Origin of the sequence: Flavobacterium sp. W20_MBD1_R3, assembly GCF_052119725.1 — a bacterium.
Taxonomy (GTDB): domain Bacteria; phylum Bacteroidota; class Bacteroidia; order Flavobacteriales; family Flavobacteriaceae; genus Flavobacterium.
Map to the genome: position 1 here is coordinate 559945 of NZ_JBGQOR010000001.1, position 18771 is coordinate 578715.

Here is an 18771-nt window from a genome sequence, read left to right on the forward strand (position 1 = left end):
CGTAATTTTATCTGTTGAAAATTTTAACAAAAACAATATATTATGAAATGGAGCGGCAGACGTCAAAGCGAAAATTTTGAAGATCGAAGAGGAATGTCTTCAACGGGAAAAACAATAGTTGGAGGTGGAATTATTGGAGTTATTATATTGTTACTGAATGTTTTTGGGGGCGAAAATACCCAAATGCTTACGCCAATACTAGAGCAACTGAATCAAGGAAATAGCGCTCCTACAGAAGAAAGAGCCTTAACCGCAACAGAAATTGAAGAAGGCAAATTTATACAATCCATATTAGTGGATACTGAAGATGTTTGGGACAAAATATTTCAAGAAAATAACAGACAGTACGAACGACCAAAATTAGTTCTTTTTGCGGAAGCAGTAAAAACGGAATGTGGTGATGCTACGGCTGCCTCGGGACCTTTCTACTGTCCGGCTGATCAAAAAGTATACATGGATTTAGCTTTTTTTGAAGAACTAAAAACCAGATTTGGAGCACAAGGAGGCGATTTTGCAACAGCCTATGTAATTGCCCATGAAATAGGACATCATGTACAAACCTTACTAGGAACTTCTGCTAAAATGAGACAAATGCAAGAAGGAAAAAGCCAGGCTGAAGCCAATAAGCTATCGGTAGCTCTTGAATTGCAAGCTGATTTTTATGCTGGCGTTTGGACACATTATAACCAAAAAATGAACAATTTCTTGGAAGAAGGAGACATAGACGATGCCTTAAGTGCTGCTCACGCAGTTGGTGACGATGCAATCCAAGCTAAAATACAAGGTCATATTGTTCCTGGGTCTTTTACACATGGAACTTCTGCGCAACGGAAAGCTTGGTTTATGAAAGGATATCAATCGGGAGACATCAATCAAGGCAATACTTTTGAAGCGTTAGAGTAAAAAATGTTTGATAAATACCCACTGGCTAAAATAAAATTCATCAGCAAATTCATATTGATTAACCGCTAACAGAAGATGATTTATGCAGAAGTGTACAATACTTAAATATGCTACGCTCTTTAATTAAGCAATCAAAAGCAGATCGGAAAAATTAGCAGTACCTTCGCGCCAACTCAAAGAAGTAAATTAAACACTAATTTTTACTTCATAAATATAATTTATGTCATTTAATTCATTAGGCTTATCAGATGCTTTATTAAAAGCCATCAGCAAAAAAGGATACACATCGCCTTCACCAATACAACAAAAAGCAATTCCGCCAATCCTGGAAGGAAAAGATGTATTAGCATCCGCTCAAACAGGAACAGGAAAAACAGCCGCTTTCACACTGCCGATATTACAATTATTATCGCAAGGAAAGCACTTGAGTCAAAGACCAGTTCGCGCCTTAATTTTGACTCCAACACGAGAATTAGCAGCGCAGATATTTGTAAATATCAAAGAATACAGTACCTATTTAGATTTAAGCAGTACTGTGATTTTTGGAGGTGTAAATCAAAAACCACAAGTTGCTCAGTTGCGTCAAGGTATTGATGTATTAGTTGCTACTCCCGGTCGATTAATTGATCTACAAAATCAAGGTTTAATTTCACTTGCGAAAGTTGAAATATTAGTTTTAGATGAAGCAGACCGAATGCTGGATATGGGTTTCGTACGAGACATTGAACGCATTATAAAAGTTTTACCTGCAAAAAGGCAAAATCTTATGTTTTCAGCGACCTTTTCTAAAGACATCAAGAAATTGGCGATGGGCATTTTGCACCATCCCGTTCATGTAGAAGCAACTCCGGAAAATACTACTGTAGATGCTATTACTCAAATAATTTATCCTGTTGCCAAAGAGAAAAAAACTGAACTGATTATTAAATTGATTACGGAAGGAAACTGGAAACAAATTTTGGTTTTCACCCGTACCAAACAAGGCGCTAATAAACTGACGGAAAGTATGATTAGTGCCGGAATCAAAGCAGCAGCCATTCACGGAAACAAAGGTCAGGGAGCAAGAACCAAAGCCTTGGCGGGTTTCAAAGACGGAAGCCTAACCGCTTTAGTCGCTACTGATATTGCGGCCAGAGGACTGGATATTCCATTGTTGCCGCATGTGGTCAATTTTGAATTGCCTAACATTCCTGAAGATTACGTCCACCGAATTGGTCGTACCGGAAGAGCTGGAGCCAATGGTGAAGCTATTTCGTTATTCAGTCCGGATGAAACGGTCTTTTTGCGTGATATCGAAAAATTAGTAGGTTTGAATTTGCCTAAAGAAAACATCAAAGGTTTCGAACCCGATCCTAACGCTTCCAAAGAACCAATTAAACAAGGACAAGGAAGACAACAACGCGATTCAACGCCGCGAAAACCAAAAACAGACACTACAAACCGAAGCAGCAATAACAGTTTTGGTCCAAGACGTCCAAGTCAAAATAATGACAGACGTTCTAATAGATAATTAATTTTTATTCTTTTTTAGGAGCAGAACGAGTTCGTTTTTTTAGAACGTATTTCCCGCTATACATTACAAACCTTCTTAGGGCTGAACACCAGCTCTAAGAAGGTTTTTCATTTCTATCGGGGCTATTGATAGCGTTTTTATTTCCAAAGACCTTCTATATTCAAATCTTTTAAAATAAAGTTGCTCTCGTTTATGAACACAGTTAGAAGAACTGCGCTATCTAACTTAATTTGTTAGTCCAAATCCTAGCAGTAAGGATCAAATTCTCGGCGTTTTTGAGTTTGGTGAATCAAGATATACCTTTTCCCCTCAAGCTCCCAAAACTGAAAAACTGCCCTACATATATTTTACAAATAAAAAAGCCTTACTTTAGCTACATACATTTCATATGTTGGATAACCAATATATTAATAGATCTTTTATAAAAATATGAGGGCTCTCATATAATTTTAATTAAATGGCTAAATTCATAAATTTCATTTTACTATATTTTTTAATCAATTCCTTAAATATGTTCGGACAAAATGTTAGCGAAAATACTTTACCTGACTTTGTATTTGAAAGAGTATTATATATTAAAAATAATCAATCAACAGGTTCTTCGTTTGCCATTGAAAAAGATGGTAGAACACTAATACTGACAGCAAAACATTTGTTTCCAAATGTAAGAGAAAATGATTCGATTAACTTTGAAGTTATGCAAAATAAAAGTTGGAGAATTATAAAAGGTATAGCACGTTTACATTCAAATGCAAATCTAGATGCACTTGTAATTGATTTAGGATACTCATTTTTTAATAATAAAAGATATGATGATTTTCTAAATGTTGATGGAAATATAGTTTTTGGAGATAATTGTTTCTTTTTTGGGTATCCACTCTCGCTTCATACAATGATGTCGCCAATCGAAATCGATGGCTATCCATTGCCGTTGATAAAGAAAGCAATATTTTCAGGACAAATGGAAAGTAACGGACTTTTAAGCCCATTCCTTGATGGTAATAATACTCCAGGTTTTTCAGGCGGCCCAATTTTTATAAAGTCGTATGAAAAAGGTAATTGGAACTGGAGCTTAATGGGCCTAATTTCAGGATACTACATTCAAACGAATACTATATCAACTGCACAAGGGCTTTGGTCATATAACGAAAATTCAGGTATTATTTCAGTTAGTGATATTATTTATATCAAACAGATTATAAATAATATAAAGTGACTTTTAAGTACAAAGAAGACCTGTTACGCAAAGTCTCCGACTTTGAGTATGTATTTTTTAGTCGCCAACTGACTCCCAGCTGGCGCGAGCGTCCCGCTCGTGAGCACTAGCAAAAGTAAATAATTATGAATTTTTAATTGGCACGAGCCGATGGCTATATATGATTATGTCAGAAGTATATACTAATTGTGTGCTATTTAGCAAGAACCTAAAAACTTCTAGTAACTTAAAGCTTTAATATGGAAAGTAAACAAACTAAAAATCAATCAAATAGTCTATTTAAAATTATTTTGCTTTTTAATGTTATCGCCTTGATTTTTTGTATCGCTTCTCAAACTGTAAATGTTTATCGATATGCGATTATTGGAGCAATATTTGAACTTTTTTGGTTGCCAATTATGGCCATAATAATTTTAATACCATTTGCATCCATCTATTATTGGTATAAAGATAAGTTTAAAGTTACGTCTCAATTTTTCTATTTGTTATTATTGTATGACTTATTAATTCTTACGTTCTATATCTTGACTTAAACATATCCTCACTCGAATTGGTTCATTCATATTTATTTGTGCTCGTTTGGAACGAGTAATAACCTAAATTAGGTTGCTTTATATTCATTTGTCATACATATGCACTAGTTATGCGTCATTTTGTGAAAATCATGTGTCAAAAGAAATGACGTTGATTTGTCGTTAAAATGTCATAGTGAAATTCGAACTGATAATGTAAATTTGACAAAAAAAAGTATGACTTCAATCGCTGATTTAATTGCAAATTCCAGAAAAAGTAAAAATTTGACCCAAGAACAATTAGCTGAATTGTCTAAGGTTAATTTGAGAACAATTCAGAGAATTGAAAACAATGAAAATACACCAAGAGGACACACATTGAAATTAATATGTGATATTCTAGACATTGGCATTCCCAATTCTGAAGCGGAAATATTAAAATCTAAACCAAAGGAAATAGAAATAATCATCAACTATTTGTTTCTGACGATTATTAATTTGACTTTAATGGGGATTATTGGTTGGACAACTTTAGATTCAGAGGCTAATGTAAATTCCAAATTTGGAGGTTTTTTACTAAGTTTCTTTATTCCTATTTTCATTGTTTTTATTACAAAGAACATGAGTAGAACTGAAAGACTTTTAAAATTCGGATCTGGATTTTTGATTTACATTATATCGTCAATAATAATTGTAGGATTTCCAATAGCTCTTGTAAGCGGTTTGCTTCCTTGTTTGTCAATTTGCTTACTAACCTTGTTTTATGGAGATAAAATCTTAAAATAAAAACGCCATATAACAGGCTTCAAAAGCATTCCCCACTAGCGCGAGCGTCCCGTTCGTGAACACTAACAAAAGTAAATCACTATAAATTTGTAATAGGCACGAGCGGAACGCTCGTGCTAGCAATGGCAGAGGTTAAATATCTGAAATCAAAAATCTTTAATCAAAAATCTGTTTCTCTTTATACGTATTCAAATCTAGATTAAGAATAGTACCTACTCTGCTAAACTCTTCATTAATCTTTGCATTCAAGATAAGTGGTTCATTTGTTATGGGATGATTAAAAATTAACTGATGTGCATGAAGCATCATTCCTTTCAGTTCAAAATTTTCCAACCATAATTTATTTTGTTTGTTACAACCATGTGGACGACTTCCTAAAATGGGATGAAAAATATGTTTGAAATGTTTTCGTAATTGATGCATACGTCCCGTTTCAGGAATCGCTTCTACCAAACAATATCGTGACGTAGGTTTATTGTTAAATTCTAACTCAATTTCGGTAGTTTGCAATCGATGAAAGTAGGTTATTGCATTTTGTATAATGCCATCATCATTGGTTAAATCATAATCGATCGTTAGTTCTTCGGGTGACCATCCACGCAAAATGGCTAAGTATTTTTTTTCGACTTCGCGTGTGGCAAAACGATCATTCATAATTTTTAAAACTTCCTTGTCCAATGCAAATAACAAGACACCAGATGTTTTGCGATCTAACCGATGAATAGGATAAACGTGTTGCCCTCCCATTTGATTTCTCAATTCTTGAATCGCATAAACTTTCGCATCGCGCGCATAAAACGATTTGTGGACTAACAATCCACTTGGTTTATTAATTGCAATAATATATTCGTCTTGGTACAGAATTTCTAACATTTGGCAAAAATAAAAGAGATTTCTCTCGAAATCTCTTTTTTGACGTATTTATTTCTGTCTTTTCTTTTTTCCTAGTTAGCGCAAGCGCATTCTCAATTTTGCAGGAGTGAAACATCTAAAATCAAAAATCGTTAATCAAAAATCTGAAATCAATTTTACCCCAACCAACCATCACGATCCAAACTTCTATATTGAATGGCTTCAGCAATATGGCTGGAAACCACTATTGGAGCAGCATCAAGATCAGCGATAGTTCTGGCCACTTTCAAAATACGATCATACGCCCGCGCCGAAAGATTCAATCGTTCCATAGCTGTTTTTAATAATTGCTTGGAAACATCGTCCAAAGCGCAATATTCCCGAATGTGTTTGGTATTCATTTGGGCATTGTAATGGATGTTTTCCATTTGCTCAAAACGTTCGGTTTGAATTTCTCGAGCCGCAGTCACTCTTTTCCGAATATCAACACTGCTTTCTGCTTTTTGATCATCCGATAATTTTTCGAAAGGAACGGGCGTCACTTCAATATGAATGTCAATTCTATCTAATAAAGGTCCCGAAATCTTACTCAAATACCGCTGCATTTCGTGTGGCGAAGAGGTTTGTGGCGAATCCGGGTCGTTGAAGAAACCACTTGGACTCGGGTTCATACTCGCTACCAGCATAAATGAGGAGGGATAAGTAACCGTAAACTTAGCTCTGGAAATGGTTACTTCGCGATCTTCTAAAGGTTGTCGCATTACTTCCAAAACGTCTCTTTTAAATTCCGGCAATTCATCCAGAAATAAAACGCCGTTGTGTGCCATAGAAATTTCGCCGGGTTGCGGATAACTTCCTCCGCCAACTAATGCAACATTCGAAATAGTATGATGCGGACTACGAAACGGACGCTGATTCATCAAACCGACTTCCTTCAATTTTCCGGCAACGCTATGAATTTTGGTAGTTTCAAGTGCTTCACGCAACGTCATGGGCGGTAAAATACTGGGTAATCGTTTGGCTAACATCGTTTTCCCTGCTCCCGGCGGGCCAATCAAGATGATATTATGTCCTCCGGCAGCGGCAATTTCCATGCAACGCTTTATAGACTCCTGCCCTTTCACATCACTAAAATCAAATTCGGGAAAGTCTAATGTTTTATAAAATTCGGCTCTGGTATCAATTGTTGTAGGTTCCAGCGCTCCTTTTCCTTCAAGGAAATCAATTACTTCCTGTATATTTTCTATTCCATACACATTTAGTCCCGCTACAATTGCCGCCTCTTTGACATTTTGCTTTGGAAGAAAAAAACCTTTAAAGCCTTCTTCTTTGGCTTTAATTGCAATTGGCAAAGCGCCACGTATCGGCTGGAGGCTTCCATCAAGGGAAAGTTCCCCCATAATGATGTATTTATCAACATCCTCCGCTTTGATTTGTCCAGATGCCACCAAAATTCCTATAGCTAAAGTTAGATCATATGCAGAGCCTTCTTTGCGCAAATCAGCGGGAGCCATATTGATAGTGATTTTTTTGCCTGGCATAGCGTACCCATTATTTTTGAGCGCCGCCGCAATCCGATAACTGCTTTCTTTGATGGCATTATCCGGCAAGCCAACTAAATGATAACCAATCCCTTTATCAATATTTACCTCAACGGTAATTGTTGTGGCTTCAACTCCAAAAACTGCACTTCCAAAAACTTTAACTAGCATCTGTTTTTATTTGATTCTAAAATTAGAGAAAACTTTTCTTATTATTATACTAAATCTTACAATAAATTACAATAAAAAGTGAATAGCAAAAATTTGATCAAAAAATACTCAAAATACTTTGGCAAACAGTCCGATATAGTGCATTTTTCGCAAAAACCAAATGTTAAAATTAAAAAAAGTGAAGGTATAACATTAACATTTTTCTACTTTTAGAAAATAATTAGAAACCACACTATGAAAAAAATCCTACTCCTACTATTTTTTAGTTTTTTACTGCCAAAAATCTACGCACAGGAATACTTTCCTAACAACGAAGGTGTTCAAAATAAAAACACCAATTTTACTGCTTTTACCAATGCAAAAATTTATGTTACCCCAATACAAATTATTGAAAAAGGCACTTTATTGATTCAAAACGGTAAAGTAATTGGCGTTGGGAATTCGATTGCTATTCCTAAAAATTGCATTACTATTAATCTCGAAGGAAAATCAATATATCCTTCCTTTATTGACATTTACACCAATTTTGGAATTGAAAAACCAAAAGGAATAACAAGCTCAGAAAGAAATCCTTTGTACGATACCAAAAGAGCAGGTTATTATTGGAATGAAAGTATTCGTTCAGAAGTGAACAGTTATGAAAGCTTTAAATACGACCCCGCTAAAGCTGAAGAGTTGTTAAAAGCAGGATTTGGCGTAGTAGGCACCCACGTTTCAGATGGTATTGCCCGAGGATCCGGAATGTTAATCGCTTTGAACAACGCTGATAAAAGCACTCAATTACTATCTGACAAAATCACTAATCATTTTGCCTTTACAAAAAGTGCCACAACAAATCAATCCTACCCCAGCTCCCTAATGGGAATGATGGCCTTATTACGCCAAATGTACTTTGATTTAGATTGGTACAAAAAAGGGAATGCAACAACCAAAGATTTATCTTTAGAAGCCTTAGCAAATAATGAAAAATTAGTACAAATATTTGCTACAGAGGATAAATTAAACAGTTTAAGAGCTTCTAAAATAGCAAAAGAATTCGGTTTGAACTATGTTCTAAAAGGCATGGGAAATGAATTTGAAAGAATTGAAGAAATAAAAAAAACAAATTCTAAATTTATAATTCCAATCAATTTCCCTGAAGCTTATGACGTCTCTGATCCTTACCAAGCCAATCAAATGGAATTGAAAGATTTACGTTTCTGGAATCAAGCACCTACCAATCTCAAAGTTTTATCTGACAATGGCATCGTTTTCGCCTTGACGACGGACAAATTAAAGAAGGTCGAAGATTTTAGAACCAACCTTCTAAAAGCCATTAAATATGGTTTTGATAAAACCAAAGCATTAGAAGCGCTAACAACAATTCCAGCAGCTATTTTAGGTAAAAGTAACGAAATTGGAAGTTTAAAAACCGGGAGTTTAGCTAATTTTGTGATCACCTCTGGAGAAATTTTTGAAGAAAAAACCATCGTTTTCGAAAACTGGGTTCAAGGAAACAAGTATATTATCAATGATATTATGACCAAAGATATTCGCGGTACTTATGATTTAACCGTAAATAACAACAAATACAAATGGACTATTGATGGAGAGATTGCTGCACCAAAATCTGAAATCACAACTGTTGACACCAAAAAAGTAAAGTCTAAACTTACCCTTGCTAATAACTGGATTTCACTTATAATCAAACCAAATGATTCTACGAAAACTAGCTTTACAAGAGTAACGGGATTAATCGCCGATATTGAAAAACTTTCTGGTAAAGCAGTTTTATTCAACGGCAATGAAGTACAATGGAGCGCTGTAAAAACGGCCCCTTTTATGAAAGCGGTTGATTCTTCTAAAATCGAAAAAAATAATATGATCTTCCCAACAACATTTCCAAATGTTGCTTTCGGGACGGCAAAAAAAGCAACACAACAAACACTTTTATTCAAAAATGCCACGGTTTGGACCAATGAAAAAGAAGGGGTATTAGAAGAAACAGATGTTTTAATCAAAAATGGAAAGATTGCTGCCATCGGCAAAAACCTTTCTGATGCTTCCGCCACGGTTTTGGATGCAAAAGGAAAACATTTGACCAGCGGAATAATCGATGAACATTCTCATATAGCAATCTCAAGAGGTGTCAACGAAGGAGGACACAACTCGAGTGCTGAAGTTACAATTGAGGATGTGGTCAATTCTGAAGACATTAATATCTATAGAGATTTAGCAGGTGGTGTCACTACTTCACAATTATTGCATGGCTCTGCTAATCCTATAGGAGGACGCTCGGCTATTGTCAAATGGAAATGGGGTGCTTCTGCCGAAGAAATGCTTTATAAAGACCAACCAAAATTTATAAAATTTGCTTTAGGTGAAAATGTAAAACAAGCCAACTGGGGAATTTCCAACCCAACTCGTTTTCCTCAAACAAGAATGGGAGTAGAACAGGTTTTTACAGATTATTTTCAACGGGCAAAAGAATATGACCAAGCTTGGAAAACCTATAATTCAAAGGGTAAAAAAGGAAAAGGGAAAGCGCCAAGAGTAGACTTAGAACTACAGACTCTAGCCGAAATCCTAAACAAAGAACGTTTTATATCCTGTCATTCCTATGTACAATCTGAAATTTTGATGTTGATGAATGTAGCCGAAAAATTTGACTTTAGAGTAAACACCTTTACACATATCCTTGAAGGCTATAAAGTAGCCGATGAAATGAAAAAACACGGTGTAGGAGCCTCAACATTCTCGGATTGGTGGGCATACAAATTTGAAGTAAATGACGCCATTCCATTCAACGGTCCGATCATGCACAATGCAGGACTTGTGGTAGCCTATAATTCTGATGATGCCGAAATGTCAAGAAGATTAAATCAAGAAGCTGCAAAAGCAGTGAAATACGGAAATATTTCAGAAGAAGAAGCTTGGAAATTCGTGACTTTAAATCCTGCAAAATTGTTACATATTGATGATAAAGTAGGTAGCATAAAAATAGGAAAAGATGCTGATGTAGTACTTTGGAACAACAACCCTTTATCTATTTATGCTAAAGCCGAAAAAACAATAATTGAAGGTGTCATTTATTTTGATGTGCAAAAAGATGAAGAGCAAAGAGTCGCAATCACTAGAGAAAGAAATGAGTTAATAGGCCAATTATTGCAAGAAAAGAATAAAGGAATGATCACTCAAGAGCCCAAAAAGAAGGAAAAAACAGAATATCATTGTGATACTTTAGAATATTAAGCTCATTAAATCAACGTTTATTAAATCTAAAAAAACAACAAAATAGGATGAATAAATATATATATATTTTACTATTGGTATTTAGCATATCAATACATACAAACGCACAGCAAGCTCCTGCTTCAAAACAGATGAAATCTATTTTAATTCTCAATGCTACAGCGCATTTAGGAAATGGTGAAATAATCGAAAACAGTGCTATAGGATTTGTAGACGGCAAAATTACATTAGTGGCAGATGCCCGATTGATAAAACTAGCCGAAGGGGCATATAACGTTACCATTGATGCCAGCGGAAAACACGTATATCCGGGATTTATTGCGCCAAATTCTACTTTAGGTTTAGTCGAAATAGATGCCATAAAGTCTTCTGATGATGAAAGCGAAATAGGAAACATGAACCCGCACGTAAGAAGCATTATTGCCTATAACGCCGATTCAAAAGTAATTGAAACTATTAAACCCAACGGAATTTTGATGGCCCAAATCACACCACGTGGCGGAAGAATTTCAGGAACTTCATCCATCGTTCAGCTTGATGCCTGGAACTGGAAGGATGCACTGATAAAAGAAAACGATGGGATTCATTTGAATTTCCCTTCTAGTTTTAAAAGAAGTGGCTCCTGGTTTGAACCCGGAACAATCGAAGCGAATAAGGACTATGTAAAACAAAACTCAGAGATAACCGCTTTTTTGGCTAATGCCAAAGCTTACTTAGCAAATAGTTCCAAGGAAAGAAATTTGATATTTGAAGCTACAAAAGGATTGTTTGACGGAAATCAAACGTTGTTTATACATGCGAACGAAGAAAAACAAATTATCGATGCCGTACAAATGGCAAAAGAAAATGGGATTCAAAAAATAGTAATTGTTGGCGGTTACGAGGCCTATAAAACAGCTGATTTATTACAACAAAATAACATTGGAGTATTATTAAAACGAGTACACGATATGCCTGAAAATGACGACCATGACATTGATTTACCATTTAAAAACGCAAAACTATTGACCGATAAAGGCGTTCTTGTAGGCTTAGAAAATAGTGGTTCTATGGAACGTATGAACACGAGAAACTTACCTTTTCTGGCCGGAACATGTGTTGCATACGGACTTGATAAAGAAAAAGCGCTGCAATTAATAACCTTCAATACTGCCAAATTATTAGGTATAGACGAACAATGTGGTACTTTAGAACAAGGAAAAGATGCCACACTATTTATTTCTGAGGGTGATGCTTTAGACATGAGAACAAACAAACTGACCAATGCTTTTATTCAAGGCAGAATGATTAGTCTAGAAACACACCAAACAAAAATGAACGATATTTACAAAACAAAATACAATCAAAAATAACAAATACAATGGGACTATTTAACGCCATCCTGGGTAATGCCTCTGAAGTAAACACTAAAGATGTTGCTGCTGAATTTGAACCAATATTAATTAATGGTGAAACAATCGAAAAAGCATATAAACTGATTCGGGATATGTTTATTTTCACCAATAAAAGACTGATTTTGGTCGAAAAACAGTTAGTTGGCAGTAAGGTAGATTACATGTCAATTCCCTATTCGAGTATCAAAAAGTTCTCTAAGGAAAGTGCCGGAATATTAGATATGGATGCCGAGCTGAAAATTTGGTTAAACAATGACGCAACTCCAATTGTAAAACAATTTGGCAAAGGAGGAAATAACATCAATGAAGTTTACAAACTTTTAAGCCTTCATCTGTTAAAATAGGAAGATTCTTTAGTTTTTAAAAAATGCATCACTTGTAGCTATACAATTGGTGCATTTTTTATATGTCAAATTTTGCATTAATGCTAAATGCAAAAAAATCTCCTGATTGGAAGTACAATTTTTTAACACAAGACCTCAAGTCTCCGTTGAATTGGTTATTTTATTTAACTAGATTTTAACAATTATCGAATTTCGCCTTCAAAATATAAAATACCCATAAAAAAACAGGGGCTAGATTATAAAAATCATAAAAATAAAACATTAATACACTTTATAATAGGGGTATGTTTAACAATTTTATATTTTTATCGAAATTTAAAACTAAAAAACGATGCGAAAAATTATTTTAAGTGTGATATTGATCACGATTTTGGTATTAACCCTTTGTTCAAATTATTTCTTAGCACCATATCCCGCTCCAGCAGAGGAAATAAAATTTGATACGGGTGATACCGCTTGGATGATTGTTGCCACTGCACTTGTATTAATCATGACTCCGGGTTTAGGGTTCTTTTATGGAGGAATGGTAGGTAAAAAAAATGTTATTAGCACCATGCTTCAAAGTTTTATGGCAATGATAATTGTTACCGTGTTGTGGATCGTGATCGCTTTCGGATTATCATTTGGTCCAACTATTGGCGGAATAATAGGAAATCCAATTCCAAATTTATTTTTTCAAGGCGTAAGTACCAACACAGCTTGGAGTCTAGCGCCAACAATTCCATTTATGCTCTTTGCTTTATTTCAAGCAAAATTCGCCATCATTACACCCGCTTTAATTACCGGTGCTTTTGCAGAACGCATTCGTTTTTGGGCGTACTTATTATTTATGGTTCTATTCATACTACTCGTTTATACTCCGCTGGCTCACATGACATGGCATCCTGAAGGTATTTTCTTTAAAATGGGTGTACTGGATTTTGCTGGTGGAACTGTCGTTCACATGAGTGCAGGTTGGGCAGCTCTGGCCGGAGCAATTTTCCTTGGTAAAAGAAAAGCAGCAAAAGGAAATCCCGCACGTATAACATACGTAATGTTAGGTACCGGATTGTTGTGGTTTGGATGGTTTGGGTTCAACGCAGGTTCCGCTTTAGGAGCTAATGGACTTGCCGTACAAGCGCTGGGAACAACAACTATTGCTGCTGCAGCTGCCGGAATGGCTTGGGTATTTCTTGATAAAATTCTTGGTCACAAATTATCGGCAATGGGAGCATGTATTGGTGTAGTGGTCGGATTAGTTGCCATTACTCCTGCAGCTGGTTTTGTCAGTATTCCTCATGCTTTGTTCATAGGTATTTTTGCCAGTATCGTGAGTAATCTAGTGGTTAGAAATTTCCACAAATGTAAAATTGATGATGCTTTAGATGTATTTGCCTGTCACGGTGTAGGCGGTATGATTGGTATGCTTTTGACTGGTGTATTTGCTTCAAAATCAATAAACGCGGCCGTTGGTGATAACCAAGGACTTATTTTTGGAGAAACAACATTATTCTTAAATCAATTATTTGCTATGGTTGTCGTTTCCATATTTGCATTCTCAATGTCTTATTTCCTTTTCTTTATTGTCAACAAAATAACTCCTCTGAGAGTGAGTGACGAAAAAGAGGAATTAGGCTTAGATATTTCGCAACACGGTGAATTTCTATAAATCTTCCGTATAAAGCTAGAGACGCTCTGAAATTTCAGAGCGTTTTTTTTGCTCTTATCTGTTCTAAATATCTATAATCTAAAAGCAATTCCTATTTTAAACAATATGACCATCCGTTACTAATGCCATTGCGTTTTATTTTGTCATTTCGACGGAGGAGAAATCACATCAGTTGCTCTCGTTATGTGATTTCTCCCTTTGGTCGAAATGACAAAAGAGCTAAAATTCATTTGTAAAATGTAGTTTGGTACAAGTAACGAACAACCATATTAAACAATGAACCAAAGGCTTTGTAAATAGCTTAATCATAATAATTTCAACCTACATACCTTAAAAACAAAATCCCAATCTTTAAAAAAGATTGGGATTTTAGTTTCAAATACAATCGAATGCTTTTTGTAAGTAAACGGATTATCTATTTTAAAATTTTAAACTCAATTTTTGAATCATTATAAATTCTATGAGTTTGCTTTTGAAAATCTTCTGGTTTGGCATAAAAGATATTGTCAACAAATGTCTGTGGATTCAAATCAATAAATGGAAACCACGTACTTTGAACCTGAATCTGGATTTTGTGTCCTTTTTTGAACGTATGAAAAACATCTTGTAATTTAATATTTACTGGTGTTTTTTCATTGGCTACAAAAGGTTGCGGTTTTGAGAAACTATTTCTGAAACGTCCTCTCATAACTTCACTTCGTACCATCATGTGATAATTACTCATCTTTAGATAAGGAGCAACTTCTTTTGTTTCCGGTTCGTCGCTCGGGAAAACATCAATCACTTTTACAATCCAATCCGCATCAGTTCCTGTAGTAGAAACTTGTAATTGAGCCAAGATTTCACCGGCTAATGTGGTATCATCATTCAATACTTCTGTTTCAAAAACAATCACATCAGGACGTCTTGCAGCAAAACGCTGGTCATCGGTCATATATTTTCTTGGTGTAAGCCCTGGTTGCTTGATATCTTCTGAATAGGGTACTGGTTTCTTCGGATCGCTGATGAATTCTTCAAAAGAAATATTTCGCTTTGCCATTTTTGTCAATTGGTTTCCCTGCAAAAAGAAATCTTGTTTTTCAGTGTTTTCAGGAGGCCACGCATCATAGGTTTTCCACTCTTTTCTTCCGGTATCAAAAACATAAGCTTCTGGCAATTTATTGGCTCCTTTTCCATTATTTTTCAAAAAATGACGGAAGAAATTAGATTCAATATTTTTTTGATAAAATCCAGAAATACTGTCTCCAAAATTAATATTACCAATCACTTGTTTCGCTGAATTCCTAGCCCAATCGCCATGACTCCAGGGCCCCATAACAATTGTATTGTAGTTTTTACTACTCTTTTCGATCGTGCTGTACGTGTTTAAAGGTCCGTATAAATCTTCGGCATCGAACCAACCTCCTACTGTCATTACAGCTGGTTTAATATTGTTCAAATGCTGTAAAATTCCACGCTTTTGCCAAAAATCATCATAACTCGAATGATCTTTCAGCTGTTGCCAAAATTCATTTTCTTTGCCGTAATATTTGTCTAAATTAGATAAAGGTCCTGCATCCAGGAAAAACTGGTAATCGTCATTTGTACCCGTATTCGTGAATTTGTACCAAGGCTCCGCAGTACGTTTTGTTTTTTGCGGACCAAACAATGGCGTTACCTTCCAATAACTCAACAAATAGGCTCCATTATGATGAAAATCATCAAAAAAGAAATCAGCAATACACGCCTGAGGTGAAACTGCTTTCAAGGCCGGATGATTGCTCAACAAAGAATATGTCGCATAAAATCCAGGATATGAGATTCCCCAGGTTCCTACATTTCCATTATTATTAGCCACATTTTTGACCAGCCAATCTATCGTGTCATACGTATCCGAAGCTTCATCAGTATCTTTCTTGCCTTTTTTATTTGGAATAAAACCACGCATGTTATCGTATAAACCGTCACTCATGAACCTGCCTCGAACATCTTGATAAACTACGATATATCCTTCCTTCATCATCGTTTCACTAGGTGAAATACTTTTCTTGAACTGCCCTTCCCCATATGGTCCCGAATTATAGGGTGTTCTTTGCATTATAATTGGATATTTTTTAGAAACATCTTTTGGGGTATAAATCGATGTAAACAACTCTGCCCCATCGCGCATCTTGATATGCACTTCCTTTTTCGTGTAATTTTCAGACACATAACTAGCTTTATTGTCTTGGGCAAAAAGAACTGCACCAATAAAAAAAAGAGAAATACTTAATAATTTTTTCATGAATGTTTTGGATTAAAAATAGTTTTTAAAGATAAAAAATCTGACGGAATATAATATCGTTATTCCATCTTTTTTGAGAAAACAGAATTGTAATTATCAAATAGTACCTGGAAAATTACAATGATTATTTTTTGACTACATACTTCTTTTTGTAACTGCAAGTAGTGTTTATTTGAATTCAGATTCTTGTGTTTTATTATAAAAAAACGCATTGATTTCAGTTTTCAAAAACAAGTGTTTTTGCCCCTTAAAAAGCTCTTTATTAGCCACACAAAAGACAATATCTAGATTTTTACAGGTTTTTTCACATAATTTGCCTTACATTTGTAAAATACCAAATTATTATTTGTGGTTAATAAAGTCTTTTTTTATGAACTTTTAACCCAAAACTAAGATCCCTTATTTTTAGAAAATACTCTAAAAAAATCATCTTTTTGTGCGTTTATCGCACCTTTTTGCCTTTTGGAAAAATTCCATTAACAGGCTATTAAATAATCGAAAATAATAGTATGCACACAATAGATTATGCAATTTTTGTTGTTTATATGCTGGCTATGTTAGGAGTTGGCGTTTATTTTTTTAACAAAAACAAAACCGCTGAAGATTTTTATGTAAGTGGCAGAAATATGAGCAGCTGGCACATTGGTTTATCCGTTGTTGCCACCGATGTTGGTGGCGGATTCTCGATAGGACTAGGTGGACTTGGTTTTACTATGGGAATCTCTGGTTCATGGATGCTGTTTACCGGACTCTTGGGCGCTTGGTTAAGTGCTGTTTTTCTTATTCCAAAAGTAAGTGCATTAGGACATAAATATAAGTTTTTTACTTTCCCGCAAATATTTGATCATTTTTATAACGCTAAAGTCGCGCTGCTGGCAGGAATCATATCGGCTATTGGATATGTTGGATTTACGAGTTCGCAGGTTCTGGCCGGAGCCAAATTAGCTTCGGCGACCATAAAGGGACTTGATTTACAAACAGCGCTAATTGTAATGGGACTTATAGCTGTAATTTATACCGCCATTGGCGGATTAAAAGCTGTTATCTATACGGACACAATCCAATGGTTAGTCCTGATTGGTGGCTTAGTTTTTATAGGAATACCAATTGCTTACAATGCCGTAGGAGGGTTTGAGGCGATCAAAGCGACATTAGCACCTGAGTATTTATCGATGACCAATGTAAGATGGTATCAAATTCTAAACTGGTCCATAACGATTATTCCCATTTGGTTTGTAGGAATGACTTTATACCAGCGAATTTATGCCAGCAAGGGTGAAAAAGAAGCTAAAAAAGCCTGGATTATTGCAGGCGTCTTTGAATGGCCAATAATGGCATTCATGGGAGTGATTCTGGGAATGCTAGCGAAAGTAGCTGCTACCAAAGGAATGTTTGACGGCATTACTGATGCAGCCAATATGGACAGCGAAATGGGATTACCTATTTTACTGGCAACCATATTGCCTGTAGGATTAATGGGATTGATGCTTTCTTCCTATTTTTCGGCTATACTTTCGACAGCGGACAGTTGCTTAATGGCAGCTTCCGGAAATATTGTCACTGATATTATTGCAAAATTTTCAAAAAAAGAATTAAGTCATAAAAAAGAGCTGCGGCTCTCACAATTGGTCACTTTAATAGTTGGTTTTCTTGCTATTTTAATTGCTTCCCAAATGCAAAATGTCCTTGAACTGATGCTCTACTCCTATGCTTTTATGGTGTCGGGATTATTTGTTCCGGTCATAGGTGCTTTGTTTTGGAAGAAAAGCCATCCAACAGCTGCTTTTTGGAGCATGCTCTTTGGAGGTGCAACCACCATTATACTAATTATTACGGAGAATAAACTACCTTTAGGATTAAAATTACCCGAACATTTAGACGCAAACCTTTATGGAATAAGTATTTCTCTTATTTTATTCGTTACAATATCACTCTATTACCATAACAAAAAAGAAAGACAAAATGGAATTCAAACAAATTAATGCCACTACCACAGAAGATACAATTTATACCAATCAAATTATAGCACTCTTCCTTTATACGCATTTAGAACAATATGGCGATACGATTGAAGACATTCAAAAATGTATTGATTACGTCATGAATCCTGACAAAGGAGGAAATATTGTAGTGGGAATCGAAGAACAAAAAATCGTAGGCGTTGTGATCTTGAACAACACGGGAATGAAAGATTTTATTCCCGAAAATATTTTGGTATACATTGCGGTGGACAACAGCCAGCGCGGAAAAGGATTTGGAAAACAATTGATGCAAAAAGCAATATCGATTGCCGAAGGAAATATTGCATTGCATGTAGAACCGGACAATCCTGCCAAAAAACTGTATGAAAAACTAGGTTTTACAAATAAATATCTGGAAATGCGCCTCATCAAATAA

At 35.4% G+C, this 18771-nt stretch carries 14 protein-coding genes; 11 read left to right on the top strand and 3 right to left on the bottom strand.

Annotated features, from left to right (window positions below):
* Window positions 1-42 precede the first annotated feature (42 nt).
* The 5 genes from ypfJ to ACEN2F_RS02395 all read left to right on the top strand — a co-directional run bounded on the left by ypfJ (window position 43) and on the right by ACEN2F_RS02395 (window position 4930).
* Entirely contained in the window at window positions 43-903 is an 861-nt protein-coding gene (gene ypfJ / locus ACEN2F_RS02375) for a KPN_02809 family neutral zinc metallopeptidase (RefSeq protein WP_441735556.1), read from the top strand.
* Between the two features lie 220 nt (window positions 904-1123).
* Complete coding sequence (locus ACEN2F_RS02380; RefSeq protein ID WP_441735559.1) at window positions 1124-2413, top strand: DEAD/DEAH box helicase; 1290 nt, start codon at window positions 1124-1126, stop codon at window positions 2411-2413.
* Window positions 2414-2927: 514 nt separating this feature from the next.
* Complete coding sequence (locus ACEN2F_RS02385; protein ID WP_441735561.1) at window positions 2928-3632, top strand: hypothetical protein; 705 nt, start codon at window positions 2928-2930, stop codon at window positions 3630-3632.
* Window positions 3633-3871: 239 nt separating this feature from the next.
* Complete coding sequence (locus ACEN2F_RS02390) at window positions 3872-4165, top strand: hypothetical protein (protein ID WP_441735564.1); 294 nt, start codon at window positions 3872-3874, stop codon at window positions 4163-4165.
* 216 nt (window positions 4166-4381) lie between these two features.
* A complete protein-coding gene (locus ACEN2F_RS02395) occupies window positions 4382-4930 on the top strand; it encodes a helix-turn-helix domain-containing protein (RefSeq protein WP_441735566.1) in 549 nt (182 codons plus the stop codon).
* A 156-nt stretch (window positions 4931-5086) separates the two neighbouring features.
* Here ACEN2F_RS02395 and ACEN2F_RS02400 read toward each other — a convergent pair whose 3' ends face one another.
* A complete protein-coding gene (locus tag ACEN2F_RS02400) occupies window positions 5087-5803 on the bottom strand; it encodes a pseudouridine synthase (RefSeq protein ID WP_441735569.1) in 717 nt (238 codons plus the stop codon).
* A 155-nt stretch (window positions 5804-5958) separates the two neighbouring features.
* Window positions 5959-7494, bottom strand: coding sequence for a YifB family Mg chelatase-like AAA ATPase (locus ACEN2F_RS02405; RefSeq protein WP_441735572.1), 1536 nt, complete (start codon window positions 7492-7494; stop codon window positions 5959-5961).
* A 234-nt stretch (window positions 7495-7728) separates the two neighbouring features.
* On the opposite strand from ACEN2F_RS02405, the gene ACEN2F_RS02410 reads away from it, so the two are divergent.
* The 4 genes from ACEN2F_RS02410 to ACEN2F_RS02425 all read left to right on the top strand — a co-directional run bounded on the left by ACEN2F_RS02410 (window position 7729) and on the right by ACEN2F_RS02425 (window position 14111).
* Window positions 7729-10725, top strand: a complete 2997-nt coding sequence (locus tag ACEN2F_RS02410; protein WP_441735575.1) for an amidohydrolase family protein — start codon at window positions 7729-7731, stop codon at window positions 10723-10725.
* Window positions 10726-10772: 47 nt separating this feature from the next.
* The gene (locus ACEN2F_RS02415) at window positions 10773-12077 is read left to right on the top strand and encodes an amidohydrolase family protein (protein ID WP_441735578.1); all 1305 of its coding nucleotides are present in this window, start codon (window positions 10773-10775) and stop codon (window positions 12075-12077) included.
* 8 nt (window positions 12078-12085) lie between these two features.
* Window positions 12086-12463 carry a PH domain-containing protein gene (locus ACEN2F_RS02420; protein WP_441735581.1) on the top strand — a complete coding sequence of 126 codons (378 nt, stop codon included), beginning with the start codon at window positions 12086-12088 and terminating at the stop codon, window positions 12461-12463.
* Between the two features lie 331 nt (window positions 12464-12794).
* Complete coding sequence (locus tag ACEN2F_RS02425) at window positions 12795-14111, top strand: ammonium transporter (RefSeq protein WP_441735584.1); 1317 nt, start codon at window positions 12795-12797, stop codon at window positions 14109-14111.
* Between the two features lie 415 nt (window positions 14112-14526).
* Here ACEN2F_RS02425 and ACEN2F_RS02430 read toward each other — a convergent pair whose 3' ends face one another.
* Window positions 14527-16374: a CocE/NonD family hydrolase gene (locus tag ACEN2F_RS02430; RefSeq protein ID WP_441735587.1), complete on the bottom strand. Its 1848-nt coding sequence runs from the start codon at window positions 16372-16374 to the stop codon at window positions 14527-14529.
* Between the two features lie 509 nt (window positions 16375-16883).
* Between ACEN2F_RS02430 and ACEN2F_RS02435 the strand changes: the two genes are divergently transcribed.
* Together ACEN2F_RS02435 and ACEN2F_RS02440 are read left to right on the top strand one after the other, a co-directional pair.
* Window positions 16884-18356 (top strand): sodium:solute symporter family protein, encoded by a 1473-nt coding sequence (locus ACEN2F_RS02435; RefSeq protein WP_441735590.1) that lies wholly within the window; start codon window positions 16884-16886, stop codon window positions 18354-18356.
* On the top strand, window positions 18337-18771 hold the full coding sequence (locus ACEN2F_RS02440; RefSeq protein ID WP_441735593.1) for a GNAT family N-acetyltransferase: 435 nt from the start codon (window positions 18337-18339) through the stop codon (window positions 18769-18771). Before ACEN2F_RS02435 ends, ACEN2F_RS02440 begins: the two co-directional genes overlap by 20 nt.